General features: G+C 64.1%; 25 protein-coding genes and 2 pseudogenes. 15 read left to right on the top strand and 12 right to left on the bottom strand.

Annotated elements, in window-relative coordinates; translation table 11 throughout:
- Positions 1 to 166 precede the first annotated feature (166 nt).
- The gene (locus ACV7NQ_RS26210) at positions 167 to 430 is read right to left on the bottom strand and encodes a HEAT repeat domain-containing protein (protein ID WP_463362061.1); all 264 of its coding nucleotides are present in this window, start codon (positions 428 to 430) and stop codon (positions 167 to 169) included.
- Positions 431 to 488: 58 nt separating this feature from the next.
- Positions 489 to 1,928 carry an NF041680 family putative transposase gene (locus tag ACV7NQ_RS26205; protein ID WP_463358523.1) on the bottom strand — a complete coding sequence of 480 codons (1,440 nt, stop codon included), beginning with the start codon at positions 1,926 to 1,928 and terminating at the stop codon, positions 489 to 491.
- 193 nt (positions 1,929 to 2,121) lie between these two features.
- Here ACV7NQ_RS26205 and ACV7NQ_RS26200 point away from each other — a divergent pair, with 193 nt between their 5' ends.
- Positions 2,122 to 3,003, top strand: coding sequence for a YwqG family protein (locus ACV7NQ_RS26200; RefSeq protein WP_463362060.1), 882 nt, complete (start codon positions 2,122 to 2,124; stop codon positions 3,001 to 3,003).
- A gap of 140 nt (positions 3,004 to 3,143) precedes the next feature.
- Positions 3,144 to 3,473: a transposase family protein gene (locus ACV7NQ_RS26195; protein ID WP_463365820.1), complete on the top strand. Its 330-nt coding sequence runs from the start codon at positions 3,144 to 3,146 to the stop codon at positions 3,471 to 3,473.
- Positions 3,474 to 3,514: 41 nt separating this feature from the next.
- On the opposite strand, the gene ACV7NQ_RS26190 is transcribed toward ACV7NQ_RS26195, so the two are convergent.
- Complete coding sequence (locus ACV7NQ_RS26190; RefSeq protein ID WP_463362059.1) at positions 3,515 to 3,988, bottom strand: hypothetical protein; 474 nt, start codon at positions 3,986 to 3,988, stop codon at positions 3,515 to 3,517.
- 548 nt (positions 3,989 to 4,536) lie between these two features.
- Here ACV7NQ_RS26190 and ACV7NQ_RS26185 point away from each other — a divergent pair.
- Positions 4,537 to 5,157: a maleylpyruvate isomerase family mycothiol-dependent enzyme gene (locus ACV7NQ_RS26185; protein WP_463365819.1), complete on the top strand. Its 621-nt coding sequence runs from the start codon at positions 4,537 to 4,539 to the stop codon at positions 5,155 to 5,157.
- A gap of 239 nt (positions 5,158 to 5,396) precedes the next feature.
- On the opposite strand, the gene ACV7NQ_RS26180 is transcribed toward ACV7NQ_RS26185, so the two are convergent.
- Positions 5,397 to 5,612 carry a hypothetical protein gene (locus ACV7NQ_RS26180; RefSeq protein ID WP_463362058.1) on the bottom strand — a complete coding sequence of 72 codons (216 nt, stop codon included), beginning with the start codon at positions 5,610 to 5,612 and terminating at the stop codon, positions 5,397 to 5,399.
- Positions 5,613 to 5,729: 117 nt separating this feature from the next.
- Here ACV7NQ_RS26180 and ACV7NQ_RS26175 point away from each other — a divergent pair, with 117 nt between their 5' ends.
- The 6 genes and pseudogenes from ACV7NQ_RS26175 to ACV7NQ_RS26150 all read left to right on the top strand — a co-directional run bounded on the left by ACV7NQ_RS26175 (position 5,730) and on the right by ACV7NQ_RS26150 (position 9,384).
- A complete protein-coding gene (locus ACV7NQ_RS26175) occupies positions 5,730 to 6,296 on the top strand; it encodes a dihydrofolate reductase family protein (protein WP_463365818.1) in 567 nt (188 codons plus the stop codon).
- 272 nt (positions 6,297 to 6,568) lie between these two features.
- The gene (locus ACV7NQ_RS26170) at positions 6,569 to 6,823 is read left to right on the top strand and encodes a FitA-like ribbon-helix-helix domain-containing protein (RefSeq protein ID WP_463362057.1); all 255 of its coding nucleotides are present in this window, start codon (positions 6,569 to 6,571) and stop codon (positions 6,821 to 6,823) included.
- On the top strand, positions 6,820 to 7,236 hold the full coding sequence (locus ACV7NQ_RS26165; RefSeq protein ID WP_463362056.1) for a PIN domain-containing protein: 417 nt from the start codon (positions 6,820 to 6,822) through the stop codon (positions 7,234 to 7,236). The genes ACV7NQ_RS26170 and ACV7NQ_RS26165 overlap by 4 nt, the downstream gene beginning before the upstream one ends.
- Before the next feature lie 198 nt (positions 7,237 to 7,434).
- Positions 7,435 to 8,263 (top strand): annotated as a pseudogene (locus ACV7NQ_RS26160) (transposase); the annotation flags it as partial.
- Positions 8,264 to 8,581: 318 nt separating this feature from the next.
- Complete coding sequence (locus tag ACV7NQ_RS26155; protein ID WP_463362055.1) at positions 8,582 to 8,941, top strand: ArsR/SmtB family transcription factor; 360 nt, start codon at positions 8,582 to 8,584, stop codon at positions 8,939 to 8,941.
- Positions 8,941 to 9,384 (top strand): SRPBCC family protein, encoded by a 444-nt coding sequence (locus tag ACV7NQ_RS26150; RefSeq protein WP_463362054.1) that lies wholly within the window; start codon positions 8,941 to 8,943, stop codon positions 9,382 to 9,384. Before ACV7NQ_RS26155 ends, ACV7NQ_RS26150 begins: the two co-directional genes overlap by 1 nt.
- 75 nt (positions 9,385 to 9,459) lie before the next feature.
- Here ACV7NQ_RS26150 and ACV7NQ_RS26145 read toward each other — a convergent pair whose 3' ends face one another.
- Entirely contained in the window at positions 9,460 to 9,828 is a 369-nt protein-coding gene (locus ACV7NQ_RS26145; RefSeq protein WP_463362053.1) for a hypothetical protein, read from the bottom strand.
- A 46-nt stretch (positions 9,829 to 9,874) separates the two neighbouring features.
- On the opposite strand from ACV7NQ_RS26145, the gene ACV7NQ_RS26140 reads away from it, so the two are divergent.
- Complete coding sequence (locus ACV7NQ_RS26140) at positions 9,875 to 10,255, top strand: hypothetical protein (RefSeq protein ID WP_463362052.1); 381 nt, start codon at positions 9,875 to 9,877, stop codon at positions 10,253 to 10,255.
- Between the two features lie 817 nt (positions 10,256 to 11,072).
- Here ACV7NQ_RS26140 and ACV7NQ_RS26135 read toward each other — a convergent pair.
- Positions 11,073 to 11,372, bottom strand: coding sequence for a hypothetical protein (locus ACV7NQ_RS26135; RefSeq protein WP_463362051.1), 300 nt, complete (start codon positions 11,370 to 11,372; stop codon positions 11,073 to 11,075).
- Positions 11,373 to 11,499: 127 nt separating this feature from the next.
- Here ACV7NQ_RS26135 and ACV7NQ_RS26130 point away from each other — a divergent pair, with 127 nt between their 5' ends.
- From ACV7NQ_RS26130 to ACV7NQ_RS26115, 4 genes are all read left to right on the top strand, one after another.
- Positions 11,500 to 11,910 carry a restriction system modified-DNA reader domain-containing protein gene (locus ACV7NQ_RS26130; RefSeq protein ID WP_463362050.1) on the top strand — a complete coding sequence of 137 codons (411 nt, stop codon included), beginning with the start codon at positions 11,500 to 11,502 and terminating at the stop codon, positions 11,908 to 11,910.
- A gap of 112 nt (positions 11,911 to 12,022) precedes the next feature.
- Positions 12,023 to 13,465, top strand: a complete 1,443-nt coding sequence (locus tag ACV7NQ_RS26125) for an Abi family protein (RefSeq protein WP_463362049.1) — start codon at positions 12,023 to 12,025, stop codon at positions 13,463 to 13,465.
- A 107-nt stretch (positions 13,466 to 13,572) separates the two neighbouring features.
- The gene (locus tag ACV7NQ_RS26120) at positions 13,573 to 13,857 is read left to right on the top strand and encodes a hypothetical protein (protein ID WP_463362048.1); all 285 of its coding nucleotides are present in this window, start codon (positions 13,573 to 13,575) and stop codon (positions 13,855 to 13,857) included.
- On the top strand, positions 13,854 to 14,219 hold the full coding sequence (locus tag ACV7NQ_RS26115) for a hypothetical protein (RefSeq protein WP_463362047.1): 366 nt from the start codon (positions 13,854 to 13,856) through the stop codon (positions 14,217 to 14,219). The genes ACV7NQ_RS26120 and ACV7NQ_RS26115 overlap by 4 nt, the downstream gene beginning before the upstream one ends.
- A gap of 132 nt (positions 14,220 to 14,351) precedes the next feature.
- Here ACV7NQ_RS26115 and ACV7NQ_RS26110 read toward each other — a convergent pair whose 3' ends face one another.
- A complete protein-coding gene (locus ACV7NQ_RS26110) occupies positions 14,352 to 14,687 on the bottom strand; it encodes an outer membrane protein assembly factor BamB family protein (RefSeq protein WP_463362046.1) in 336 nt (111 codons plus the stop codon).
- A 153-nt stretch (positions 14,688 to 14,840) separates the two neighbouring features.
- On the opposite strand from ACV7NQ_RS26110, the pseudogene ACV7NQ_RS26105 reads away from it, so the two are divergent.
- Positions 14,841 to 15,155 (top strand): annotated as a pseudogene (locus tag ACV7NQ_RS26105) (transposase); the annotation flags it as partial.
- Between the two features lie 129 nt (positions 15,156 to 15,284).
- Here the strand turns inward: ACV7NQ_RS26105 and ACV7NQ_RS26100 are convergent.
- Genes ACV7NQ_RS26100 through ACV7NQ_RS26080 form a run of 5 tightly spaced genes read right to left on the bottom strand, consistent with a single transcriptional unit; the run spans position 15,285 to position 26,266 of the window.
- Positions 15,285 to 17,039 (bottom strand): Hsp70 family protein, encoded by a 1,755-nt coding sequence (locus ACV7NQ_RS26100; protein WP_463362045.1) that lies wholly within the window; start codon positions 17,037 to 17,039, stop codon positions 15,285 to 15,287.
- On the bottom strand, positions 17,036 to 18,505 hold the full coding sequence (locus ACV7NQ_RS26095) for a hypothetical protein (protein WP_463362044.1): 1,470 nt from the start codon (positions 18,503 to 18,505) through the stop codon (positions 17,036 to 17,038). Before ACV7NQ_RS26095 ends, ACV7NQ_RS26100 begins: the two co-directional genes overlap by 4 nt.
- An 8-nt stretch (positions 18,506 to 18,513) precedes the next feature.
- On the bottom strand, positions 18,514 to 20,205 hold the full coding sequence (locus tag ACV7NQ_RS26090) for a hypothetical protein (protein ID WP_463362043.1): 1,692 nt from the start codon (positions 20,203 to 20,205) through the stop codon (positions 18,514 to 18,516).
- A gap of 53 nt (positions 20,206 to 20,258) precedes the next feature.
- Complete coding sequence (locus ACV7NQ_RS26085) at positions 20,259 to 21,956, bottom strand: AAA domain-containing protein (RefSeq protein ID WP_463362042.1); 1,698 nt, start codon at positions 21,954 to 21,956, stop codon at positions 20,259 to 20,261.
- Positions 21,953 to 26,266: a DUF4011 domain-containing protein gene (locus ACV7NQ_RS26080; RefSeq protein ID WP_463362041.1), complete on the bottom strand. Its 4,314-nt coding sequence runs from the start codon at positions 26,264 to 26,266 to the stop codon at positions 21,953 to 21,955. The genes ACV7NQ_RS26085 and ACV7NQ_RS26080 overlap by 4 nt, the downstream gene beginning before the upstream one ends.
- Between the last annotated feature and the right edge of the window lie 145 nt (positions 26,267 to 26,411).

The following is a 26,411-nucleotide window of genomic DNA, read 5'->3' as shown; positions in this document are numbered from 1 at the left end:
TGCGCGAGCGCGAACGCCCACCGCGCCGCCAACAGCTCCGACTACCTACTCACCGGCCGATTGCGCTGCCCACACAATGCGGGCGCGCCATGATCGGCACCCGTGCCACCGGCCGCAACCGCACCTACCGCTACTACACCTGCTGGGTTGGTTCGCATTCGATCCGTCAGGCTGGGCCTGCTCCACCCGATGGGGCGAACATTGCGATGTCGTCCAAAGCATCGTCGGCTCGGCCAGCAGTCTCCGGATCATTCAGAATGCGCTGCAGGGCAGGAACGACACGGTTGCTGTCAATGCTCCGATGGATACGCGCAATGTGGCCGAGGGCGGTTGCCGCGCTGGCGCGCACGCCGTAGTCAGAACTTTCGAGGAGAGCCAGAACACGATCGGTCACCCCGAGCGCCCCCAGCGCTGGCAGGTCGGACGTCATACCAGGGCTGTAAAGTCTCGGCGTCTGTACGGCAGGCCCTTAGCTTGATTTTTAACCTCTAACTGGCAGCCGTGGTGGTCTTACCGACCGCCTGGTGTGGTGCGCGTCGGATGTTTTTTGCGCCGGGCGGGCGTCCGGGACCCGGCCGTGAGGGTTTCGGCGCGCGGGCCGGAAGAGCGGTTGTCGGGCGGAGGTGGCGAAATCCCCTGCGGACGCGGGCTGGGGTGAGGCGGCTGGGGCTGGTTGGTTTTCTCTCCCAGGGGTGGCGGAGGTCTTCGGTGAGTCCTCGGGCGAGGCGGAGTTGGGTGTGTGCGGCGATGATGAGCCAGGTCCAGCGGTCGGCGGCGGCGGAGTCGCGGATACGCGGCTTGGTCCACCCGAGGGTCTGTTTCAGGAACCGGAAGGTGTGCTCGATGTCGAAGCGCCGCAGGAAGGTTCGCCAGATTCGGTCGATAATGGCGGGGTCGGCGATGTCGGGTTGCGAACACCATAGCCACAGTGGTTTCGGGTTGCGGTCGCCGGGTAGCCGGTCCACCCGAAGCCCGATGACGACGCCCTCGATGATCGGCAGTTCCCCGTCGTGGTAGGCCCAGGATCCTCGGCGGGCGAGTTTGGGGTGCAGACGGTTCCATGCCGTCGCACGCACGGCGCCGTAGCGGTCGGTGTCGGTGGTGGTGACGACAGCGGGCTCGGGATGGGTCCCGGTGTCGGACAACGCGAAGTCGGGGCCGTGCTTGGCGGGACGGCCCCTCTTGCCCGCACGGGGTTCGGCGGGGAAGGCCAGGACGCGGTCGGAGCGTATTCGCCCGATCAGGACCACGGGCAGATCCGCGAGCTCGTATGCCAGGCATGTGATGTCGTAGCCCGCATCGAACACGATCTTGATGTGCGGGTCGCCGGGAACATGGAGGTCGGCGGCTTGCAGGCGTTGCACGACTTCCCGGATCTGGGCGGCGGTGACCTCGGTCGCGTCGTCGTCGGGGTGCAGCCGTATCGCGTCGAGGATCGTGGTCCAAGAGGTCCGGCCGGGCTCCAGCGCGGCGACGTAGGAGAACAGCCAGCCCGGGATCATCTGCGCTTGCCCCCTGCCACGGCCATAGACATGGCAGAACGATCGATCGGGGCTGGTCGCCGCGTCGGGACGCAGCCACGGACTGGCATCGACGGCCAGCATGATCGCACCTTCGTCGTCTCGCCCGACCGTGGTCGTGGCGGTGATCGCGCGCCGGAGCCGGGCGATGTCGATACTTCCGGCGTTCAGACCGTCGTAGAGGGCGCCGTGGCCGCGTCGATATTCCCCGGTCAGACACAGTCCGACCAGCGTGGTGACCGGTCCGTCGTCGCACAGCACCGCGTCGGTGAGTTCGAACAGCGCGTCGGCGCGCGCGGTCAGGCTTTCATAGAACGAATTGCGGAACGCGGCAAGCGATTCCGGTCCCGACGGGCGCGCCGACTCGACCGGACGAAATACTTCGGGCACACTGACAGGCACGGCCACCACAACTTCTCATCAGGCTCTTTAGCGGGAACCCGACGATGATGATGCGGTGGCCGCTCCATGTCACGGCGACACGCCGAAATTCGTCCCTAAATCAACACGGCAGCAACACGTTTCGATGATCGAACCGCTCCAACACCGACCCGGACGGTCGGCGGGCAGTGACCCGGAGGTTAAAAATCAAGCTTAGGAGATGCGAATGGTCCGTCACACCCCGCCTCGGCCGGTGGCGGTACAGGAACTCTTTCCCGAGCTCGTACCGCTACGCAGGGATGCGATACGACTTCACCCGCGTTCGGGCGACCCGACATACCACGACAGCTCGGTCGGAGGCCCACTGCTGTGGCCGGCCGACGAGCCCTGGCCGGTGTGCGCCGAAGAACACAACGACGATGATGCGGTGGTGCCGTTCGTGCCGATCGTGCAGGTCTACCGGGCCGATGTTCCAAGTATGTCGTTCCCGCAGGGATGTGATCTGCTGCAGGTACTGTGGTGCCCGTTCGACCACGGTGAATACTGCTACCCCCTGCCGCGGGTCCATTGGCGAGACGCCCGCGCGGTCGACCAGGTGGCAGCCACTCCTGCGGCGCCTGCCGGAGCGGAAAAGGACTACATACCCAACCCGTGTGTGGTTCATCCCGAGCAGGTGACAGAGTATCCCAGCAGGGATCTGCCGGATGACGTTCGGGCTGCGCTCGAGGACCGGTTCGCGCAGCTGGAGAGCGACACAGGCTGGATCTACCACTACCATCTCGCCGTCGCCCCCGGGATCAAGCTAGGTGGCTATCCAGACTGGGCCCAGGATCCGGTTTGGCCCGACTGTGACTCGTGCGGTCAGCGCATGCACCATCTCCTCACTGTGGCCAGCGAGGAGTGCGACGGGGAGTCCTGGCGCACCTGGCTGCCGATCGAGGACCGGGCGGTTGACGACACACAGGCGCCGTGGTACTCCGAGCAGGGCAGGGCGGCGACAGATGCAGCCGGCCTGATGCTGGGAGACGTGGGCGGCGTGTACATCTTCGAGTGCCGATCGTGTACCGGTCGCCCGATCGGTCACTGGTTCGATTGTTCCTGACCGGACGCCCCGCCCGACTCCCACCAGCTGCGACCCGGTGGCCGCAGACAGCCCCCACAGAGCCGCGTCACCTGCGCACCACTCGTCGGCACGCCACGGTGGCCGCGGCCGACGAGACCATCCAAACGGCACCCAGATAGCTGCTACTTTGCCCCCGTGGGTCAGCTTCGGACCCAGAAGATCGATGCCCTACGCCAGGAAGCCGGACCCGTCCAAGCTGTCCGGATCGACGACGCCGCCCACATGGTCCACCTCGACGCACCCCACACCGGGAACTTCACGAGAGCCAGACCGCGTTGAACACCGCACTCCTCCGAATCCGGGCCGCCGTCAAGCGAGCAGTCGCTCACCTGAAGACCTGGCGCATGCTCAGCGAGGAAGGATGCCGCTACCGCGCACCGGTCCACAAATTCCCCTCCGCACTGAAAGCGATTGTCGCACTGCACTTTTTCGCAGAGGCTTATGAATAACGCTCCAGCCCTATGCGGCACAGGCTAACTCGGGTGCCCGTTCAGGACCGCTCCCACACCTGAAACCCGAACTGCGCCAACCTGTTCCGCGCTGTCTCCCGCTCCTTCTCATCGAACAACTCCGCGAACTGCGGCTCGATCACCAGCGCCTCAACGGTGAGATCGAGACGCTCGTGCTCCCACAACGCCGAGAACCCGTCCGACACCGTCGGTGCGGCAAGCAGTTTCCTGGCCGTCAGCACCGGACCGTGCTCGGCCAGCATGCTGCGGAAATATCCGGCGTGGTATCCCGCCTCCTTACGGGCACGGTGGTAGGCGTCGATCATGCGCCGCCCGAATTCGGTGGCAGCGCTGTCGCTGACAGGCGTCTCGACGATATCGGTCGGTTCTTCCCCCGCGGCGGCAGCGCGATCCATATTCACGAACCCGAGCAACGCATCGACCGACGTGAACACCATATAGCCGAGTTCCTCGAGCCTCGGCAGATCCGCTTGCTCCGGATCCAGTTCCAGCACAACAGGCGATCCGACGCCGTGTTGTAGCCCGTCGGGCCAAAAGGCTTCCGCGACAGCGAGTTCTCGGCCGTTGACCGGATCAGGGATCCCGGTGTCGACGAGCGGCCCGGCGTAGCCCTGCTCGAGCAGACCCTTCGCAACGGAACAGACATCCAGACCAGATGGATTTTTCGCGAACTCCGACGGAGTTTACCGCGAATTCCGACAGCACTTACCGAACCGTCCAGCCATCGGAGACGCCAGTGATTGGATGATCGTCCAGGGCACGGGCGATGAGCACTGTGGCAAGCACCAGATGTGTCACTTTTGCGGGATATCTGTCACCGAACGCGTGGCCTTCGCCCGAGCGGCGGCGGTCTGGGATCACCGCGCGACCGATGAATCCGAGCGAGCGCGATCGTCTACACCCGAGAACGATGAACTGCACCACCGACGGCACTGGCCAAGGACGCAGATCAGCTCACACATCGCCACCCCTTCTGGCTGGCTTCGCTCGAATTGGAGGAACCCCGGTGTCGGATGTTGTGTCTCGCGAGGGCCTCTGGGCCATGGCTCACGCCGAACGCGCCGCCTTGGCCGGTGATCTCGCCGACCTGGATGACAAGCAGTGGGCCCAACGATCGCTGTGCGGACGCTGGGTGGTCGAGGAGGTCGTCGCCCACCTCACCGCGGCGGCGAGTATCGGCCGGCTGCGCTGGCTGACGAGTGTCCTCGGTGCCCGCTTCGACTTCGACCGGCACAACGACCGGCAACTGGCCGGGCACCGTGGTGCGACCCCGGCCGAAACCCTCGAACGATTCCGTGCGGTCGTCACGAGCACCACAGCGGCATCGGGGCACACGGCAGCTTGGCTCGGCGAGGTGGTCGTCCACGCCCAGGACATCCGGCGTCCCCTCGGGCTGTCGCGCACACCGTCGGTCGCGGCCACCACCGAAGTGGCCCGCTTCTTCGCCAGCCGCGATTTCACCGTAGCTAGCCGCAGCATCATCGAAGACTTACGCCTCGAGGCGACCGACGGCCACTTCGCTGTCGGAACCGGCCCCTTGATCCGCGGAACGACCATCGCGCTCACCATGGCAATGGCGGGAAGACATGCCTATTGCGATGACCTCACCGGGCCCGGCGTGCCCACCCTGCGCGCTCGCTGTACACCGCATGACGGTGGCTGACCCACCCCCAAGAAAAATAGTTGGGCGGGATGACGTTCGGGCTGATAGTGAATCCATCGCGTCGTCGACGTCGTGCACGACCTCCCCTTTCCGAAGTTTCCCGATAACCGGGAATCGAACAGTGTGGCGCCTTCGGCGTTCCGCCAGCTCGCCCGATCCGGTCCTAGGCGAACTGTTGGGTCGTTCCGGGGTTGGTTATTCCGGTGCCGCTCGCAGCTGTCCCATCTTGTGGTTCGGGCTTATTCGGGTGCGTAGAGCTCAGGCACGAACAGCGCTTCGGCGCCGGCGCGGGTGTGGAGCTTCCGTTGCAGCGAACGCAGGATCGTGATCGCTTCGGCGTCGCGTATCGCGTTGACGAGTTGGAACTCGACGCCTGCGCCGAACAGGTCGCTGCCGAAGGCCAGTTCGCTGAGGAACAGCACCTCAGCGGTCTCGACCCCAAACTCATAGAACAACCGGTCGATTCGTCAACTACGAAGGAGGCCGCCTGACGCTCGCCCCTTCTACAAGGATTTGACGATATCTCGTGTGGCGTCGCGATGAGTTTTGCCCTCCGGTGCAGTCTGATCTCCATGGGCAAACTCATCTATGGCTTCAACGTGTCGGTGGACGGGTACATCGCCGACGCGCAAGGCAACATCGACTGGTCCGATCCGAGCGAAGAGCTCCTCCAGTACTGGAACGACTTCGAGCGGGAGACCGCCCTGTCGTTCTACGGGCGGCGGCTCTACGAACTGATGTCCGCGTACTGGCCGACCGCTGACAAGGCCCCGGACGCCACCCCTCTGATCGTCGACTTCGCCCGCATCTGGCGCGACATGCCCAAGGTCGTGTTCTCACGCACCCTGGAGTCGGTCGACTGGAACTCCCGCCTGGAACGCGGCGACCCGGTCGAGGTGGTGACGAAACTGAAAGCCGAAACCGACGGCAGGCTGGAGGTGGCCGGCGCGACGCTGGCCGCACCGATCGTGCAGGCCGGACTGGTGGACGAGTACCGGATCGTGGTCACGCCCACCGCCGTGGGCGGCGGCACCCCGTTCTTCCCGACACTGCCGTCATGGATCTCCCTGCGACTGTTGGAGAACCGCACCTTCCCGGGCGGCACGGTCCTGCTGCGCTACGAGGCGAAACACGACTGACACAGCCAGACGCGCCCTGCGGACGCACTACGAGGTACACGACTCGAGCGGCACCCCGCTACTGCGCGACGGCCTGTTCGACATCCACCAGCAGTTCGGCGAACTGCTACCCAGCGAAACTCGCAGAACGACCGACCGACCCGCCAACACCGAGGAGGCCGCCTGAAACTCGCTCATCCACAGTCTTGACAATATCTCAGGCCAGAACGGGAGGTGACATCAGATAGAATGAGTTGCCATCAATGATGGCGGACAAGAGGAGATGATAGCGAATGAAGAACGTGACCGTGCGCAATCTGAGCGACGAGGTACACCGAGCGATCCGCCACCGCGCGGCCGCGCACGGCCGCAGCGCCGAGGCCGAGATACGAGCGATCCTCACCGACGCCGTGCAACCGGCCGAGCGGATCAAGCTCGGATCACGGCTGGCCGAGATCTGGCGCGAGGTCCCTTTGACCGAGGAGGAGCACGCCGCTTTCGACAACCGCGACCGCAGCCCGGCCGAACCCCTGGAGTTCGGCGAGTGATCATCCTGGACACCAACGTCATCAGCGAACCCATGGGCCGCACTCCGAACCCGCGCGTGCTCGCGTGGATAGACGCCCAGAACCTCGAAACCCTCTACCTGACCGCCGTCACTGTCGGCGAACTGCGCTACGGCCTGTCCATCCTGCCCGACGGCCGCCGCCGCGATGTGCTGACCGAGCAGCTGGAGAAAGACACAATGCCGCTGTTCGCCGGGCGCATCCTGCCCTACGACCTCGAGGCCACCGCGGAATTCGCGCGCCTGATGTCCACCGGCCGCGCCGCCGGATTGGCCATCGGCACCGCCGACGGCATGATTGCCGCCACGGCGGCCGCCGCAGGCTTCACCGTCGCCACCCGCGACACGACCCCGTTCGAGGCCGCCGGAGTGCCCATTATCGACCCGTGGCAATAGTCCACAGCCGCAAAAGTTTTCAGGCCCCGATGAACAGAGATGGCATGGTCAACAATGCGAAGCTGATCGAGATCGAGGCGGCATTGACCAACGACACACTCACCGACACCGAACTCGTGGAGCAGCTGCGCGCGGCGGGCTTGCCCGATCCGGCGGCACAAAGCGGCCACCGCACCGACTCCCGCGGTGGCCACCGCACCGCCGCCGGACCCGGCGAACAAGCTGACCGTCTTGGAATGCGCGCGCATTCTGGCGGTGCTCACCAGCGACCGGTTCGTCGACCTGGCGCCGCTACAGATTTACGCCCGACTGCTCGACGAGGGCACCTACCTATGTTCGGTGTCCACGATGTATCGGGTGCTGCGGGAAAACAGGTAAGTCAGCGAACGGCGCCGGCTGGCACGACACCCGGCGAAGGTGAGTCCGAGCTGGTCGCGACCGCCGCTGGTCAGGTGTATTCCTGGGACTTCACCAAACTCGCCCGGTCAAGGGGCAGTACTTCGATGCCTACGTGATGATCGACATCTACTCCCGCTACATCGTCGGCGTCCACGTCCATGCTCACGAATCCGGTGTTCTGGCAACGGAATTGATGAAGGAGATCTTCGGTGTCCACGGCATCCCGCAGGTCGTGCACGCCGATCGGGGCACATCGATGACCAGCAAGACCGTCGCAGCGCTGCTGGCCGACCTCGAGGTCACCCGGTCGCATTCCCGGCCGCGGGTGTCCAACGACAACCCCTATTCGGAGTCGCTGTTCAAAACCTTGAAATATGGGCCGGAATTCCCTGAACGCTTCGGATCACTCACCGAGGCAAGACAATTCATGGATTCATTCGGCCAGTGGTACAACCACGAACATCGCCACACCGGCATCGGCTTGCACACCCCCGCCGATGTCCACTTCGGGCTCGCCACCGCCAAGGCAGCGGACCGGCGCGAAGTGCTCGATGCGGCCCGCGCCCGACACCAGCACCGCTTCGGCACCACGACACCGCCGAAGATCCTCGCACTACCCGACACCGCTAAGAACGAGGCCCGTACCAATCCTGGTACGGGCCTCGTTTTCGTCAGACGTCAAACGCCAAAGATCCATACGCCTCGCCGTGGCGTGGTCAGACTTGCACTCTGTCGATTCCACAAGACCAGATGCTGTCCGCTTTCGTGACGATCGACAAAGCACACCTGCCCCGATGTCCGCCCACCCGGAACAAGATTCCCGGACCCGACATTGTGGCTCCAGGGTTCATGAGAACAAACGGTAGCGTGCGGTGTCGCAGTTGGTCGAAAAGGTAGGCACATTCCTACGGTTGACGGGTAGGCAAAAACCTACCTATGGTGGGTCATGCCCTACCGCACGAAATCCGGCGCGGCCGACCAGGTGTTCGGAGCGCTCGCCAATCCGACCCGGCGCGACATCCTCGAGCTGCTGCTCGACGGTGAGCAGTCGGTGCAGGCCATTGCCGAGCGCTTCGATATGGCCAGACCCAGCGTGTCCGAGCATCTGAAAGTGCTGCGGGATGCGGGACTGGTCGAGGAGGACAAGCGCGGGCGGCAGCGGTTCTATCGCGTCGAACCGCATGCGCTGCACGAATTGCAGTCCTGGCTCGACCCGTTCGAGCGCTTCTGGCGGGCGCGCCTGCATGCCCTGGGCGAGGTGCTCGACACCATGCCCGACGACCCCCACGAGAAGGAATCCGAGTGATGACCGACGATCTGACGAAAATCGAACTCGACCACTACTACCCGCACCCGCCGGAAAAGGTGTGGCGCGCGATCACCACCCCGGACCTCATGGGGCAGTGGATGATGCAACCGATCGGCTTCGAACCCGTGGCGGGCAATATCTTCGAGATGAAGACGCAGCCCATGCCCGGACAGGACTTCTCCGGCGAGATCCGCGGCAAGGTGCTCGAAGTCGTTGCCCCGGAACTACTCCGCATCACCTGGAGCGATGCCCGCGCCGAGGTCGACTCCGGCTGGATCATCACCTGGTTGTTGCGGCCGGAGGGTCATGGCACCCGAATCCTGTTCAGTCACACCGGATTCGACCCCGACAATGCGGTCACCCAGCGCGCCCGCTCGATCATGGGCCCCGGCTGGGCGAGCATGCTCGACAATCTGGAAGCCGTGGCCGCCGCTGCCTAGATGCGTGATTCCGGAGCCGCGATCCTGATCAACCCGCTCCGGCTGCTCCTAAATTTACTTCAAGTTGTTGTCCGTTCAGGACCGCTCTGCCACCTGAAACCCGAACTGCACCAACCTGTTCCGCGCCGTCTCCCGCTCCTTCTCATCGAACAACCCCGCGAACTGCGGCTCGATCACCAGCGCCTCAACGGTGAGGCGGAAATATCCGGCGTGGTATCCCGCCTCCTCGCGGGCACGGTGGTAGGCGTCGATCATGCGCCGCCCGAATTCGGTGGCAGCGCTGTCGCTGGCAGGCGTCTCGACGATATCGGTCGGTTCTTCCCCCGCGGCGGCAGCGCGATCCTTATTCACGAACCCGAGCAACGCATCGACCGACGTGAACACCATATAGCCGAGTTCCTCGAGCCTCGGCAGATCCGCTTGCTCCGGATCCAGTTCCAGCACAACGGGTGGCTCGACCCGACGGGGCCGCCGAACGTACGCTACCCACATGTGCATCTACCCCAGCCGGACGCATCTGGTGTGCCTGGGCTGCCGGGTTTCCTACAAGCATTCGATCGGCCGGGCGCCGGACCGCTGCCCGCAATGCCATGCGGGACTCATCGACGCTGGGCCGCATCTGGAGGTGCCCAGGAAAGTCGACAAGGCGGGTTGGCGAGCGCTCGCAGCAGTGCTCGACTCCGGGCTGAACTTCTACGGCGGCTGCTGTGGCACCGGTCCGGGCTATCGGCCCCGCACGTCGCGCGAGGTTCGGGAGCGGCTGATTCTCGCCGAACGGACGGGTATGTCGATCGCGGAGGCGCTGGCCACGGCCGATCCCACGACCGCTCACCCGGCTGCCGGCGCGGCGCGTGAACGAAGCGCCCTGTGAGGTGAATGGCGCGCCAGCGGAACAGAAGCCGCAGCCGCGTACCGATCCACCAGCGAGACCGGATTCCACCATGGCCATCAATAAGATCCAGTTCGACATACAAGTCCAGTTCCCCCGCCCACGCCGCTGGCTCCTCGCTGGCATCCTTCCGATCGTGCGACGTGACCGGGTCATCCCACGTGTCGACGGTGTGCCACTCACCGATCTGATCGACAGATTCGAGCTCGAGGCAGGTATGCAGCCCGCAGGTGGGGCATATGGTGGCCTCATCCCGGCGTACTCTCGGTGCCTCCGGATGGATGACCACTTCCACGGAAGGTCCACCATGGCAACGGGATCGAAGACACCCTTGCTCGTGTGCGAATGCGGCGAGTGGGGCTGCTGGCCGCTCCTGGCCGAGATTACTGTCACCGACGACCTTGTGATCTGGGATCGCTTCGGGCCCTATCGCCCAACACGCGACTATGGCGCGTTCGGTCGGTTCGACCGCAACCAATACGACGACGCACTACGGGACCTGAGTAGGCCAATCAGCTCAGACATCGCGTGAACACGATTCGCCGCATGTCTCGCTGCTCGCATCTCCGCTGCTCCGCAAGCCGATCGGCCAACGGAACACCAAGAAGTGCGAATCCCGCCCCAGCTCAACGCTGTTCCGTAGAGGTGTTCCACGTACTGTCCCGGTGAACCCCGGGTGACGACGCTGCTCGCCACGGTGGCGAGCCTCCCGCTCAACCTGCCACCGGAGGCCAGGCGTTGACGCCGTGGCTGTGGTCAGTCCTGGCGGACGTCGTTCCTGCCCGGGCCGCCGTAGAGCTTAGTCGCATTCGACGACACCGCTGACGAAAGTCGTTGCCGGTTCGTATAGCTCGCTCAGGTGCGCGTCCAACCAGTGCGCGGCACCGAGCGAGCCGACGCTGGTGACACCCGCGATGTGCACGACCACCCTGTCGTGATCGACTCGGCGGGAAAAGTATCCGATGTCAGACCGTTTCGACTGGTCTCGTCCGAAAGGTGACGAGTGTCGGCGCCCGGTGCAACCGTCGGTGACCGACCAGCCCTCGTCGTCTCGTTGGAACCCGAGAACGGAATCCGCGGCCAACAGCGTCCTCGCCATGGGTGCGCACGCTTCGGCTCCTAATCCGCATGCATCACGGTATTTCGTTGACGCCGCCTCGCGGGCACATTAATCTTGCTCTTGCAGATGACTTGAAGTGCAAGATTAAGTAAAGGACGGCGGGTCAATGGAGCATGAGATCGTCGTTGACGACGATGTGTACAACGCACTCGCGCAGCACCGGATTGCCTTCGAAGACCCGAACGACGTACTGCGGAGGCTCCTGCTCACCGGCGACGCTGTCCCCGCCATCTCCGCGGCCGCAAGTTCAGGCCCGCCGCGACTCGGCAGACTTGCACCACTGATCAGCGCGGGCTTAGTCGCGAGCGGGGACGAACTCCGCCACGAACGCGTTCGAAAAGGCGACGTCTTTACGGCAACGATCATCGATGGAGGTCGGGTGCGGACCGACAAAGGGATTTACAGCGAACCGTCTCCGGCACTCAAGGAACTCGTCGGGTCAGAGATCAACGGTTGGCACAACTGGACTCACACACGCTCCGGCAAGACGCTGCGCGAGCTACGAAACTCGCTGTGATCATGCGTTCCCGTAGGTAGAAACAAACCATCGCATAAGAGAACCGACCGTCCCTCCCTGGTGCGGGAGTGGGCGGTCGGCCATGTCGTTACAGACTATCAGAGGTGTCTCGATGAGTAACCCCCCTCGTGGCGTGCTCGCGCTCTCGCCACCTGTCATGACGATCTACGACAAGCCGTTCAAGACTCTGGCGGAGCAGGTAGGTCTGCTGCGTGAGCGTGGTATGGACATCGCCGACGAGACGGCGGCGATGCAGGTGCTGCACACAATCGGCTACTACCGGTTGAGCGGTTACTGGCATATCTACCGCACTCCCGTGCCGAGCTCCGGTACGACGCCACACAGCGAAGTCGGCGACCAGTTCAACCCTGGGACTACCTTCGACCAGGTCCTGAATCTCTACGAGTTCGACCGCCGTCTACGCCTGCATGTCCTCGATGCGATCGAGCGCATCGAGGTCGCTCTGCGGGTCCGACTCGGTTACACATTGGGCACCGGGCACCCGTTTGCGCATCTGGATCCTGCGGCACTAGGTGCGACCTTCACCAAGATGGATGATCAGAATCCCATTGCGAGCAGGGCACACTGGCTGGCCAGCGAGCACGCCAAGTGGCTGACCAACGTCAGGCGACTCGAAGACGCATCGAAAGAAGAGTTCGTCAAACACTTCAAGGCGAAGTACGGGATGCCACTCCCGGTATGGGTAGTCACCGAGCTTCTCACCTTCGGCAGCTTGTCCACCCTGCTCGCAGGGTTGAAGCAGCAGCAAAAGAACCTGATCGCTGAAGGATTCGGAGTCTTCGACGAGCACTGCGACGGCGATGGAGCAGCGCTCGTGGGGTGGATCGCCAATCTGACCTATGTGCGTAACACCTGCGCGCATCACGTTCGTTTGTGGAACAAGAACATCACTGAGCAGCTGAGCCGACTCGAAGGGACCCCGGATCTCGCCCACGCAGCCGGTACCCACCCTCGTTCTCGGATCTATGCGTCCTTGGCCGTACTGGCCTATCTCACAAGCCAACTGAACCCGCGATCGACCTGGCGCGCCGACACTGCAGAACTGATCAAGACCGGGCTGGCCGGAGCCGGCGAGCCACACAGCCGTATTGGATGTCCACCTGGTTGGGACCAGCAACCGATCTGGACTGCGACCTATAAGCCGCCTCCAGACCCGATCCCCGCCGAGCATCGCGAGATTCTGCGGCGATTCGAGTGCGTGGGGACCTCCGATGTCGGAGCAGTCATCGACTCCAGTGCCACCCCCAAGCGGCGGACCAGCCAGGTGCGCTACCACCGCGCTGGTGGCAGACTTTTGGGGTTTCCTGTCGGCCGGACCTATCGGTACCCGACGTTTCAACTCGATACACCCGGCAAGCTCATCAACCCTGTCGCCGCCCACGCCAACCTCGAGCTCGATGCCAAAAATCACCCATGGGAGGCGGGAAAGTGGTGGTGTGCGCCGAACGGACAGCTCGGCGGCGCTGTCCCCATGGATCTGCTGCTCACTGGAGAGTTGACCTGCCAGATCGTTGACTCCATGTTTCCGCTCTGACAGCGGAAATAGCCAGCATCGTCCAAGACCGCGCACCGCCTCCTATGAGGCCGGCGCCGTCCTCGCCCCCTTCTGCACTGACAACCGAGCGCAGCCCAAGCGGATGCGTGGGTGACCTGCCGTTATCGGCCATTCCGCTGTTCCACACGCGCACAGGAACATTCACTATCGAAGTGGTCTTCCAGCATCTCAACAACGAGAACCGGGCACCGTTCGACGACGTGGCGCTGCGTCGCGAGCTGCGCGACCGCATCAACGCCATCCCCGGATCGATCCTGGTGAACCGTTTCGATGCAGACATTCTCATCACGGTCGGCGTCACGTCACCGCGGGAACTGGCGGTCGCCCAGTTCGACCGCACCGGAACCTTCCTCCGAATGCGACAGGTATGAGCAACGAGGAACACCCGGTCCGAACCCGTAGCAGCCTGCCGAAGCTGCTCGCGGTCTTCTTCGCGATCTCAGTCGGCACCGCACTGCTCGGATGCGTTCTGCCCGTCGCGATCTGGCCTGGCGAGGTAAAACTCACAGCACCCTTGTTCTGCGAAGCCCCATACACCGACCCGATCGTCGTCTCCTACGCCGTGCCCAATTCCGGCGGCGGCGTCAACTACACCCTGTACTGCATAGGCGCCCGTGGCCAATTCACCGATGAGGGCTTCTTTCGGCCCTGGCTTGCACTGTGGGCATTCCATACCGCCATCGCGACGGCACTGATCTCGACAGTCACCGTGTTGCGGCGACTCTCGTCATGAAACGGGGGTCGAGGAGCAGCCGCGCGACTCAACTGCAACGGGGACCGGAACCCCGTCTCGGGCGTGACGATCCGGTCCAACGGGGACCGGGCGGCACAAATATCACCCGGCGGGGACTGGCCATCGGACTGTTCATGTTTGGACCGCATGGATGTGACCGTCGCCGCCGATCAGATACGCCGTTCGGTTACCGATGGCTGCTCCCGAGAGCTTGGCGGCAGTGACGTATCGCCACTGTTCCTCGCCGGTCGCGGCATCGAGCGCGCGCAGCTGTCTGTCGCCGGTGGTGAGTACCGAGTTCTCAGCCACCGCAATAGTTTCCAGCTGTGTACCGTCCCTCTCCCCGTGCCAGCGCGCCCGGCCGGTGGCCGCGGCCAGCGGGCTGATATGGCTATTATCGCTCAGCAGGTACACCGTGTCGCCGACCACGGTGGCGGCGTCGAACCACGCGCCGTGGCGCTCCCACATGGACGCTGCGACCGGCGTACTGCGGTGGCAGACCCAAGGGCCGGACGCCAATTTCAGCCCCCTCACGGCACCGGCGGTCGGAGGCGGTCGGGTCTACACGTCAGCGACGAAGGGTTGTGCCAGAGCCACTTTTCCATGGCCACGGACAACACCCTGCTCGCCCGCCGCAGCATCGACGACCCGACCGATATCGCCTACTACCTGTGCTTTCACCCCGACACTGTGCCCCGGCAACAGATCGTGACCGTCGCTGACGCCCGGTGGGCGATCGAGGAATGCTTCCAAGCCGCCAAAGACCAGTGCGGCCTCGACCACTACCAAGTGCGCAGATGGGACGGCTGGTACCGGCACATCACCCTGGCCATGCTTGCCCACGCCTTCCTCGCCGGCACCGCCGCCACCGACCCAAAAGCCCACGCGGGCTGGGCCCACTCACAGTCGCCGACATCCGCCGTCTCCTGGCGATAGTGCTCCACCCAGCCCGCACCCTCACCCACGCCACCGCACGATGACGACGACACCACCAAAACCACGCCCGACAGATCCGATATCAACGAAACCGATTACAGCACAACTAAATACAACTGTCGTGTTAAATTAGTGCGATCCGCACCGGCACTCTGGGTCGTTCGCCCGACGTCGACAGATCGCGCACGGCTGGTAGTACAGGCGTTCGTCGACCTGGATCTCGGGCGGGTTCAACGCCCGGCTGAAATAGGTCGACTTGTAGGTGTAGAGCAGTTCGCCGGGCACGTAGTAGTCGTCCTTCTTGTCGGCGATGTTCGACCGCACGACGACGCTACCGATCTCGGCGGCCTCCTGTTCGAGCGGCGGACCGGGGTCGTCTGCGACGCCTGCGTTCGTCTTCCTCGGACCGAGCGAGATGCCGAACTGCAGATGGTGCAGCGACTTTCTCTCATGATTACCGCGCAGGTCCGACTTCGCCTTGACATGGACGACACCGTCCGGGTCAAGGGTCGTTTTCAGTGTCAGGCGCTCGATAAAGGGCCGCGCGGCGGTGTCGACCGCAAGGCTGAGTGTTTCCAGGTCGTCACGCAGATCGGACCGCTGGGTATCCGAGCCCGGCCGGGACGGCGTGCAGAACTGGAACTTCGCGTGGCCATCGCGAGGATCGGCGCAGTATATTTCCAGCGACTCGTCCGAGAGTTCTTCGCCCTCGAAGGGAATACGGGTGCCGGCCTTGAGCAGCCGGTAGTACGAGCCTCGGGCCAAGCGGACCTCGATGTCCTTGGCCAACTCCAACTGCTGCCGGTCGACGGCGATCCACGCAGCACCCTGAGCGATCAACGTTGCGCTGTTCTGTGACACCTCGACCCGGTGCGCGCCGAAGAACTCCCGCAGCCGGGACGAGATCGCCGGCATCCGCGACATGCCACCGGTCACCAGACACATCGCCACCTGTGAATCGCTGACGTGCGCGGCGTCGAGCAGTGCCACGACGTGGTCCATCGCGCGGTCGATCAGCGGCTTCGCAATCGTCTCGAGCTCGGCTCGCGTCATCTGGTGGGTCAGTGGAGCGCCGGTGTCGGGATGGAAGTTGCGGATGTAGAGGGTCGCCGAATCCTCCTCCGACAGGTAGATTTTCAGCTGCTCGCACTTGTGACGAAGCTGGCGTCGACGGTCGGGGTCGACATCGAAGGATTCGTCGGTCGCCTGGGTGAGAATCCAGTTGCGCAGAGCGTCGTCGAAGACGTCGCCGCCGAGTTCACCCGTGCCCGCGTTGTGCAACTGGACCACGCGACCGTCCAGCAACCGGCACAACGTGAGGTCCAACGTGCCACCGCCCCAGTCCACGACCAGCACGTTCTTGCGGTCGAAACGCTGCACGAAATCGGTGCCGATCCGCGGCCGGAAGTGGCCGTAGAGTGCCGCGAACGGCTCGTGGACGAACTGGACCACGCGGATGCCGGCGCGGGCGTAGGCGTCGCGCAGCGCTCGGCGTCGATGCCCGTTCATGCCAACTGGGATGGTGGCCACCGCGTCCGTGATCTCTGACAGATAGTCGGCGTTGATGGTCGAGGCCAGCGCGCGTCGGCGCACATGCTCGATGATGTCGTGGGTGATGTCGACGGGACTGAGTTCTACACCGTCGACGCTGATCGTCTCCTCACCGAGGTAGGTCTTGGGCGACTTGACGAAACTGCCGTGCACGCCGAGGCCGCTGGCGTCGAGTTCATCCTTGGCGGCCTGCCCGACCACCTTCCGGACGCCCTCGTATTTGACGACCGAGGGCACCGGTCGGCCTTCGTCGAGAAGGTCGTAGACCCGGTCGTTGTCGACGACCGAGACGAGGCTGTTGGTGGTGCCGAAGTCGAAACCTACGACGGTCATTGCTGTACCCCTCGCGCGTTCTTCATGGAAGGTGGTTGTAGCGTCGCCAAACTTCGCCGCAGATTATTGACCGAGCGTCTGACAAATTCGTCGGTGATCTGCGTCTGCCCGTGTTGGAGGGCGTCGAGAGCGTCCTCGAGCGATTCGACCTGTTGGGAGACGACCCGCGCGGTGTCGATGCGCAACGTCTCGAAATCCGATGTCGCGCCCATACGCTCGCTGCGCCGAGCGTCGACTTCCTGCTGGAGCGCGACCTGGACCTTCGCCAGTTCGGCCTCCAACTCTGCAGTTCGGGCACGGGCTGCGGCAAGGTCCGACGCGGTTCGCCGGATCTCTGCTTGCGCCGCATGCAGGTGATGGGTCGTCTGGTCGCGTTCGGCTTCGATGGCCTGCAGCTTGTGACGTGCGGACTGGACGACGAGCGCAGCCGCTTTGCGCGCAGTCTTCGGCAGGGTGGCCATCTTCTCGCGGCGGGTCGCGGACTCGACGAACGGCTCGTCTGCACCCCAGATGGTGTCCGCGAACGCGTCGACACAGTCGGCGAGATCCCAATTCGCCGCCGAGGCCGCGATGAGCACGAGGGTGTGTGCCGCATTGTCGGACAAGCTATGCAGCGGACCCTTCATGGACTTCTTGCCGTCGAAATCCTGGCTGAGGAGATGCTGCATCCGCACGATCGACAGCGGCAGTGTCTCCCGCTCGAGGTCACCGGCGACGAGCCGGTCCAGCCGCACCCCGAAAGCGGAATCTTCGACGAATGCCGGATGCCGCTGCAGGATCCGCGCGGCTAGCGCGGTGACGTTCTGACGTGCGGTGCCATGGAGATCGGACTTGTCGGCGGTCAGCATCAACGCCAAGGCGGTGGCGAGCTTGGTGTCGCGTGCCGCGATATCGGCGATCAGGTCGTCGAGGTCTTCGAGCTCGACCGGCTTCGCCATGGCTTTCCTGGAAGATGAGTCATCCGCCAGTTCGATTGGTTTGAGGTCCTGGTCGAGACCGCGTAGGTAACGGAGGAAATCGGCGAACGACTGGATATGGTCGATCGTCAGCGGTGCCGGCGCGGCGGAAAGTGGCTGGGCAGCAGGGGTGGGCGACGGAACCGGATCATCCTCGGGAACGGCGTTCGCACCGTGCTCTTGTGCAGCGGAGGTGGCGGGTGGTTCATCGGTGGCCGCACGCTCGGCAGGCACGTTCGTGTCATCGGTGCTCGACGCATTCTCTGTTTCTGCGGCCGAGGCTGCTTCGAAAGAGTTTGCCTCCGTGGGGCGCTCCGCGCTGCCGGGTTCTTCCGCGCTGGTGAGTTCATCTGCGGTTGCTACGGCTTGAACCGTGGCCGAGCTCTCCTGCGCCGTGCCATTGTCCTCGACGGCTTCGGTCGGATGGGGGGCATTGCTCTCGGTAGTGGCATCGGTCATCTTCACCGTCTCGATTGCAGGCGTGGTGTCGTTCGTCGAAGCGTCGGACATGGTGCGTGCTACCTCCGTCGTCGGTGAAACAGTCGCCGCCAAGGCTTCTGCGGCTCGTCGTCCTCTGTGGGCGCGTCGTTTGCCCGGGCGTCGCTGCGGCTCGACATCGCGTCGCGTGTGTCCCACGGTGGAGTGTCGGACACTTGCGGAGCCGGGTTCGCGGTGCTCGATGTTCCGGTGGCCGAAGCCGCTTCCTTCCGAGCGCGCGCCTGTGCGGCGAGGGTCGCCGGAGTCAGGGCTGTGGCGGCGAGCCGGTGCTTTCTTGGTGTGCGCGCGCCGCTCGAAGTCGTCGAAGCCTCGCTCGCCGGATGCGCTGTCGTGCCGGAGGGGAGGCCGGGAGTCCGTGTCCCATCGGTTGCGCCCGCCTTCTCGGGGCGAACATTCGCCGGTGTGGTCACGGTCGTCGCGGAATCGCTCGGTGTAGCGGCGGCCGTGTGTGTCTTCCGTGGCGTGCCCGCCGGCTTTTGGGTCCCGGTGCGGGTTCTCGCCTGCACGCTTCGGGTTCGGTTTCTTGTTGCGGTTTTCGCTCCCGGTTCCGCCTGTGGCAGAGCCCCGGCTGTCTGTCCGCTCCTTGCGGTGGCCGCGTCCGTTGCTGCCGTCTGCCACGTCGATCCTTCGTTGGTAGTGAGATCCAGCCGGGAGTCCACCCACTGGTCGGGCAAACAATTTTGACTGGCCTCCCGTACGGCGGTCACAGCGCGGGGGTCGCCTGTGGCGATGTGATGCTCTGCGATGAACAGCACAGCCTTGACTCGGTCATAGGGTTCGGCGCTGCGGTAGTCGAAGCTTGCGACTGCCTCCCTCGCGGCGGCATCGAGGGGCTGGCTGCAGAGCTCCACGAGGGAAGCGGTGTAGTCGTCCATCAGCAACTGCTCGAGGTGTGAAAGCCCGCCAGCGATCCGGCTCGGGTCGACAGTGCTCGTTTTCGTCGCCAACATTCGTGCCAGACGGCCGGAAACGTTACGCAGCCGCGGGCTCAACGCCAGGTGCTCGGCTTCGTCGAAATGGTTGAAGTGGAAGGAAATCACGCTGGTGATGGCACGGGCGACCGGCCGATGTGCATCGCCCAGCAGGTACGCAGCACGATTGAGTTTCTCGCGATAGCGGACAGCCGTGGCCGGGTCCACACCGGTTCGTCGGCCCGCCAGCCAATACAGGTATTCGGCGATGCCGCCGGTGTAGTTGCGCGCGGTTTCGAAGGCCAGTGCCCGGTCGTAGAAGGCACTGATCGCATTCGAGGTGATGCCGCCAGTGGCGAGCAGTACTTCGACGTCGGTGTCAACGCTGTGCAGATCCTCCTCCGAGGCGATCGAGAAGTCGAACTCGTATGTGCGGTCCGATCGGTCGTTGCCAATCTGCACGGCGACGACGCCACTTGCCCCAGACAGTCGGGTACCGAGCTCGGCCGGATCGACCTCGGTGCCATCGACGCGTGCCCACGTGCACTGGGAGACCGCCCAGTCGATCGGCGTCGTGCGCCGCTGTACCAGAAGGCGTGCGTCACCGCACACCACACCGCGGTACACGAGAACCGGCCGAGCGACGGGGTGGCTGCTGAAGGCGTGTTCGCGCAGCGCGTTCAGCTCCGGGAAGGTGGCGCCGCACTCCGCGCAGGGCAGTCGCAGCGGCCGAGGGGGTTCCGGTGGCGGCGCCCAGATCTCCTCGTGGAAGTCGGCATAGCCCGATGACCAATGAGCCATGGTCGTCGTACTCCGTTCGTGGTGGCCAGAAAGTTCTCGACGTCGTATCGGCGTCAAACCCCGGCACGCAACAGGGAATTGATACGAATCAGACGGCCGTTCTGCACAGCCAGATCTATGCACGCTTCCAGCCGGTCCCGACTCGAGCCTGCGAGGCGACGCTGATTGAAGACCGTCATGGTCTCACGCATCAGGGATTCCTCGTCGAGCTCTCGTCCGGCGCACACTGCGTTCATCGCGTTGATGATCTCCTCGGGAGCGATGTCGCTCAACGGCCGAGTGACGACGGCCGGGGTGGCGCGATAATCCCTCCACGTCGTGCGATCGATCTGCCGGGGCCACACGAACGTTCCGAGTGGGCACTTTTGCACGAGCTCGGCGGGGATGCACTCGATGATGAAGTCTTTGCGATGACTCAGAACCCGGTCCCAGCCGAAACACTTGCCGATGCCACGAACCAGCCTGTCCAGCTCGATCGGGCCTTCCACGTCGACGGTCACTCGCACAGCATCGGTGATGATGCGTCGGATCGACGGTGAATTCGTCCGGTCGAGATCGTCCCGAGGGCCGAGCATCGTCGTCGGGGCGCACTGGTAGGCGATGCCCTTACCGTGCCAGTCACGAGAAACGGAGTTTGGCGGCGCGACTGAGGCGGGGTCGACATCGGAGGCGAGCGCCGGCGCCGTATTCGCCAGGCGCGCCGATTCAACTGGCTCCGTCCAGATCTCGGCAGGTTCGGTGTACGTGGGTAACGGCTGATCAATTTCGGGCTCGGCTACGACTTCATCGACGGACGCCTCGACGGCCACCTGGGCTTCGGCTTCTGCGATCTGCGCCGCCCGCGCCGCTGCCGCCGCTTCGAGCTGCTCCTCGAAAGCCTGTCGACGTCTACGGGAGATCTCGACGGCAGCCTCGATCCGGTCGAGGACGGCACCGGGATCATCGATCCATTCGGGCAGCCACACCCGCAACGATGAACCCCAATGCATCATTGTTTCCAGCAATCGCGGTGTCAGATCCCGGTCGGCGACTGTCGGCCGCTGCGCCCACCTCGGCCCGTCGAGCACGAGCGCTACCTGCCAGTGATCGCAGCCCCGTTCACGGACGACGATGTCGAGGACGAATTCCGACAGACCGTAGTTCGCCTCCACCTCGTAGCCGCGCTTCCGCAACTCCGCGCACAGATCCTTCTGAATCGGATCGACGGCGGCGCCGTCTCTTGTCTGGTCTCCGTCGCCGACCCCGTGCGCCGCCAGCTCGAGGTAGCCACGCAGATGCGCCATGCCGAGCGACTTGGTCCGCGACAGGTCGATGTCGGACGGATCGAACGACGTGAAGACGATGACTTTGCGGCGGGCTCTGGTGATCGCCACGTTGAATCGTTTCTCTCCGCCCGTCCGGCTGAGCGGGCCGAAATTGAGGGGGAGCTGGGACTCGCCGGGCTTCGCCGAGAACGCCGCGGTGAACAGGATGACGTCACGCTCATCGCCCTGGACGTTCTCGAGGTTCTTGACGAAGATGCCTTCTTCGGCGTCGGGTCGTAGTTGCTCGCGGACGAGGGGATCGTCGCATTCTTCGAGCAGATCCTGGACCAGGTCGCGTTGCTGGATGTTGAAGGTGACGACGCCGATGCTCTGCCCGGCCAGGTGTGGCGTAGCCAGTCGCGTACGGATCTCCTCGACGACAGCTTCGGCCTCGACGCGGTTCGTGCGCAGCGACTTACGGCTCTCGCGGTTGAAATGGCCGTTCACCCGGCGCCATTCGACACCGGCGGGACGTCGCCACCCGGGGACGGCAGGCTGGCGAGACGTCCCTCGTAGTACTTCTGGTTGGAGAAGTGGATGAGGGCCTCATCCTGACTGCGGTAATGCCACGACAACCACAGCTGAGGGATACCGGATTCGACACATTCGGTGAGGATGCTGTCGAGGTCTTCGGGAGCGAGCCCGCCGTCCTCGTCGGCTTCGTCGTCGTCGGCAGTGACCTGGCCGAAGGAGGTCGGCGGCATCTGCTGGGAATCTCCCACGATGACCGCCGATCGACCGCGACCCAATGCGCCGATCGCCTGCGCCACCGTCACCTGCGACGCTTCGTCGAATACGACGATGTCGAACGTGGCCGAGCCCGGTGGGATGAATTGCGCGAGCGAAGCCGGGCTGACGAAGACGCACGGCGTAGTGGCAACGATGTGATCGGCGTACCGGAGCATCAGCTGCCGGAAGCTGGCGCCACCGCGTCTCCTATCGAGCGAGCGCCGGAGTTGCCCGACCTCACCGGTGAGCGCATTTGTTTTGAAGGGTCGACCGCGCAGCAGGGCGGCGGGCAGCGCCTTGACCTGCTCCTCGCGCAGTGCCTCGGCGGCCCGCACGAAGTCGTCGATCTCCCCATCGCGCAGATCCGACAGGAATTTGTCGAGACCTTTCGAGCGCCGCCGTTCCTCGATCGATCTCTGCGCAGTTCCCCGGATGAAGGCTCCGGTCGCTTCGGCCGCGGGGATCGTGCCGGTGACAAGCTGTTCCACGAATATGCCCAGTCCGGCGCGGCGGAGCGGAGCGAAGTCGTCCGACATACGAGACCAAGCGAGAATTCGCTGGGCTTCGAAATGCTCTGCGTCCTCGATGAGCTCGGCATGCGTGCGTTCCCAGGCAGCCAACCAGTGGTCACCGTTTTTCCACCGCGACAGGTCATCAGCGGAGGTGCCGAGGCATGACCGAACCTCCAGCCACCCATCGTGCACTTCCTGGAACAGCCGTATCTCGTTCTCCGACAGGAAGCCCACCGATTCGAGCAGACTCCATTCGCTCGGATGGCGGTCGACAAACGCCACAGTGGCAGCGACGTAGTCGAAGACAGGTCGCAGGTCGTCGGCACTTTTGTCCGAGAGAGGATTCCATCGTGGCGGGGCCCACGGACCGAGGAGGTCCTGGGCGTGGTCCTGCGTCCGCGACAACGCCTTCCGCACGTCCGGGATCGCATGCAGGAGTGGAAGGACTGTGGCGGGAGTCAGATCCACACCAGGGTGGGCGAAAGGAGCCAAGTTCTGCTGGAACTGCTCGACCCGCTTCTTCTTTCCGAACATGCCCTTGCCACTGGCTTCGGCCTCGGCGACGAACCGGTCGACATCACCGGACTCGAGGAACATCGGCGTCAATATCGCCAGAATCGCGGCACAGCTCTGCTGCAGTTGCGCTATCTCGTCGAAGAATTCGCTGCGCAACGACGCGAACTGTGGTCCGCGCATCCAGGCAAGAGCCGCCGAGTCCGGGACGGGATGTCCGACCTGGCGGTGCGCTGCGGGAACCATAAGGCCGATTTGTGCCGGGTCTTCCACGTTTTCCAGGAGCCTGCGGACCCGTTCGCTGGTCCGGGCCGCACTCGACGCGTCGGCAGCTCGTCGCAGAGCTGCGAGGATCTGGTTCGCGCCGACCCCCTGCGGGACGGATCCAGCGAGCGACCACGCAACGTCGCGGCGGATGTCCAGATGGCGAGCCGACCTTGCGAACAGTTTGAGGGATTGTTTCACCTCTCCCCAGCTCACGGGCGGGCGAGTCACATACGAAATGGGGATGTCCGCCACCGGTCCCTCCCCGATTTCGAGGAGCTCCTCGAACGCGCTCCACAGGGACTGGCCGATGCCGTTGCATTGGTGCACCTTGTCCGGGTAGTCGGACAAAGGCACGAGGCGTGCGCCGTATTCTCCGAGGCGCATCTCCCAGGTGCGCTCGTTGTAGTGGAGCGAATTGTCGATCGCCGCTTTGAGCTGATTCCGGATGGCGTTCGGCGTCTGGTTCTTGCCGTGTAGATCGAGGGTGAAGTTCTGCAGTCCGATCTTTTCGAGGCGCTTCTTCACCACGTCGAGGGCAGCCTGTTTCTCCGCGACGAAGAGCACGGTCTTCCCGAGGCTGAGAGCATGGGCGATGAGGTTGGTGATCGTCTGGGACTTGCCAGTTCCGGGAGGGCCTTCGAGGACGAACGTCCGGCCCGCTGCAGCAAGCGCGATCGCCCGCAGCTGCGAACCATCGGCCGGGATGGGAACCGGAACAGCGCTTTCGTCGACCTCGATGTGGTCGAGTCCGATGTCACCGTCGGCGTGCGGATCGCGGAACGACTCCCCGGCGTGATGGGTCAAGTGCCTGACGATCGGGCTTCGCTCCAACGTGTCCCAGCAATCGCTGAGATCCTTCCACATTCCGAAGGTGCCGAACTGGCAGATCGCCAGCGTTGCGACCTCATCGATGCGCAGATCGATGTTGTGTTCGACCAGGGCGGCCCGAATACTGCGCAGTGTGGCCGTGATGTCGAGGCCGCTGTGGTCGAGCTTTGGCGACTCCAGCGCTTCGATCGACACGTGGTGCTTGAGCCGCAGCCACTCCACAAGGCAGTAGTTCGGGGTGGCGACCTCGGTCGTGTCCACGATGATCTGGAACAGTTTGCGTCCTGTTCCACCGATGATCTTCACCGGCAGCAGGAAAAGCGGGGCCCTGGCTTCGGCGCCGGTGGAGGTGCGATGGATCAGTGCGCCGAGCGTCAGATAGAGATTCGCGCTACCCGTCTCTTCGAGCAAAGTGCGTGCGGTGCGGGACAGATTCTTGAAGCGACGAACATAGGTCTCGCGGGTGACGGCAGCAAAGAGCTGATGGTCGTCCGAGAGATAGGTGTGCAGGATTTCCGGGTCGATTTCAGCGGCGCGGCGTGCGCCCTGGAGCTGATGGATTGACGACAGGTCGTCGTGTGGGACCAGGGTGATGGTGGTTCCCTCGTGAATGATGTCGTCCAGGATCGGCAGGCCGTCTCTGGGGACATTTAAGTCGATGACTTGTGCCGACGGCTTGAGGTTGAGCAGCCGATTGCGCGTGCTCAGGTCGAGTAGAGCCCGCTTCCATTTGCGGACCCGAGCCGGAGCGTTGTCGGTGGCATCGAGGACGTCGTCGTTTACCGGTTCGGTGCGCAGTTCCGCTGGTAGCTCGAGGACAACTGGGCCCACGGTCGTAGCCTCGGGTGAGCGGTCGAGCTCGATGTCATCCATGCTCGGAAGCGGAAGCACGCCACTCTTTCTGGCGGCGGTGATACCGACAACACCCGCCAATTTTTCTGGCGTGCTGAAATGCCGGCGGCCCTGGGCGACCGCATTCTTGAAGGATCCGTTCGCCGACTCGTCGTAGTACACCGCTTCGACGGGTACGGCGACGCCGGATTCGACGAGGTTGACCAAGACGTTCTGTTCGGTCAGCGAAGGGTGGGACAGGGACGTTTCCTTGCTGAGGAAGCCGGCGAACGCGTGGTCGTCCAGCAACCACACCAGCGGGCGCAGGCCCGCGGCTTCCAGGCACGCCGCATAGGTCACCGACAGGTCGATGCACGTGCCGAAGCGCTGCTCCAAAACCTTTGCGCTGGTACGGATCTTCTGTCCGGTCGCCTCGAACGAGGCGGGGGGAGTGATGTAGCGAATGCGCTTGGCACGGAGCGTCTCGTAGATGGCCGCGGCGATGAACGCGGCGCGCTCCTCGCCCGCTTGGTAGCCGCTGATCGAGGAATCACCGGTACTCGATCGCAGCAGTTCGGCGGCGCCGTTGAGCACCGACTGTACCGATCGGGTGTTCGGCTGTACGAAGGCCGCCAAGGAATCGTAGAAGATGGGCGCGTTGAACCACTCGTTGTGGGCGAGGACTTTTATCGGGCGTGTGAGATGAAGATCCTGGCCCCACATCCGGCTGACGGTAACGCTAACGCTCGCGGGGTGGCTTTCGTCCAGACCGCGAAGGTACGAGGTCTGCGGGGCGAACCCGGCAAAATCGTCCCAGAATGCGTCTTCTCCATCGGAGAGTTCCGCATCGTGCGTGCGGGTCCAGGCAGGCGCGAGTTCGGCGCCGTTGCCGTGCAATCGAACCGTCACCGTGACGTCGACTGCGGCTGACCCCGTCGTATTCGTGACGCGAACTCCGGCAATCAGCGGGACGTTGTTGTGGACGAGCGCGAGATTGATCGCGGGTTGGGTCAACACCTGCACCGTGAATCCCGAGTCAGCCGCCGTGCTGTCCTCCCACAGCTGTGTGTGCGTCACATCTTCCTCCGCGTACTTCGAACTCATTCCCGCCCCGGGTCGGGCAGGGCGGCCCCCTGGTCGAGCACTGATCTTCTCATCGGCGCTCGATGAGCAATCGTGACATGTGCAGCACAACGGGATGGTTACTGTCGACGCCGGTATC

Source organism: Nocardia sp. Tas62D01, from assembly GCF_055232035.1.
Note: the sequence above shows the minus strand (reverse complement) of the source record. Positions and strands in the feature narration are given on the sequence as shown.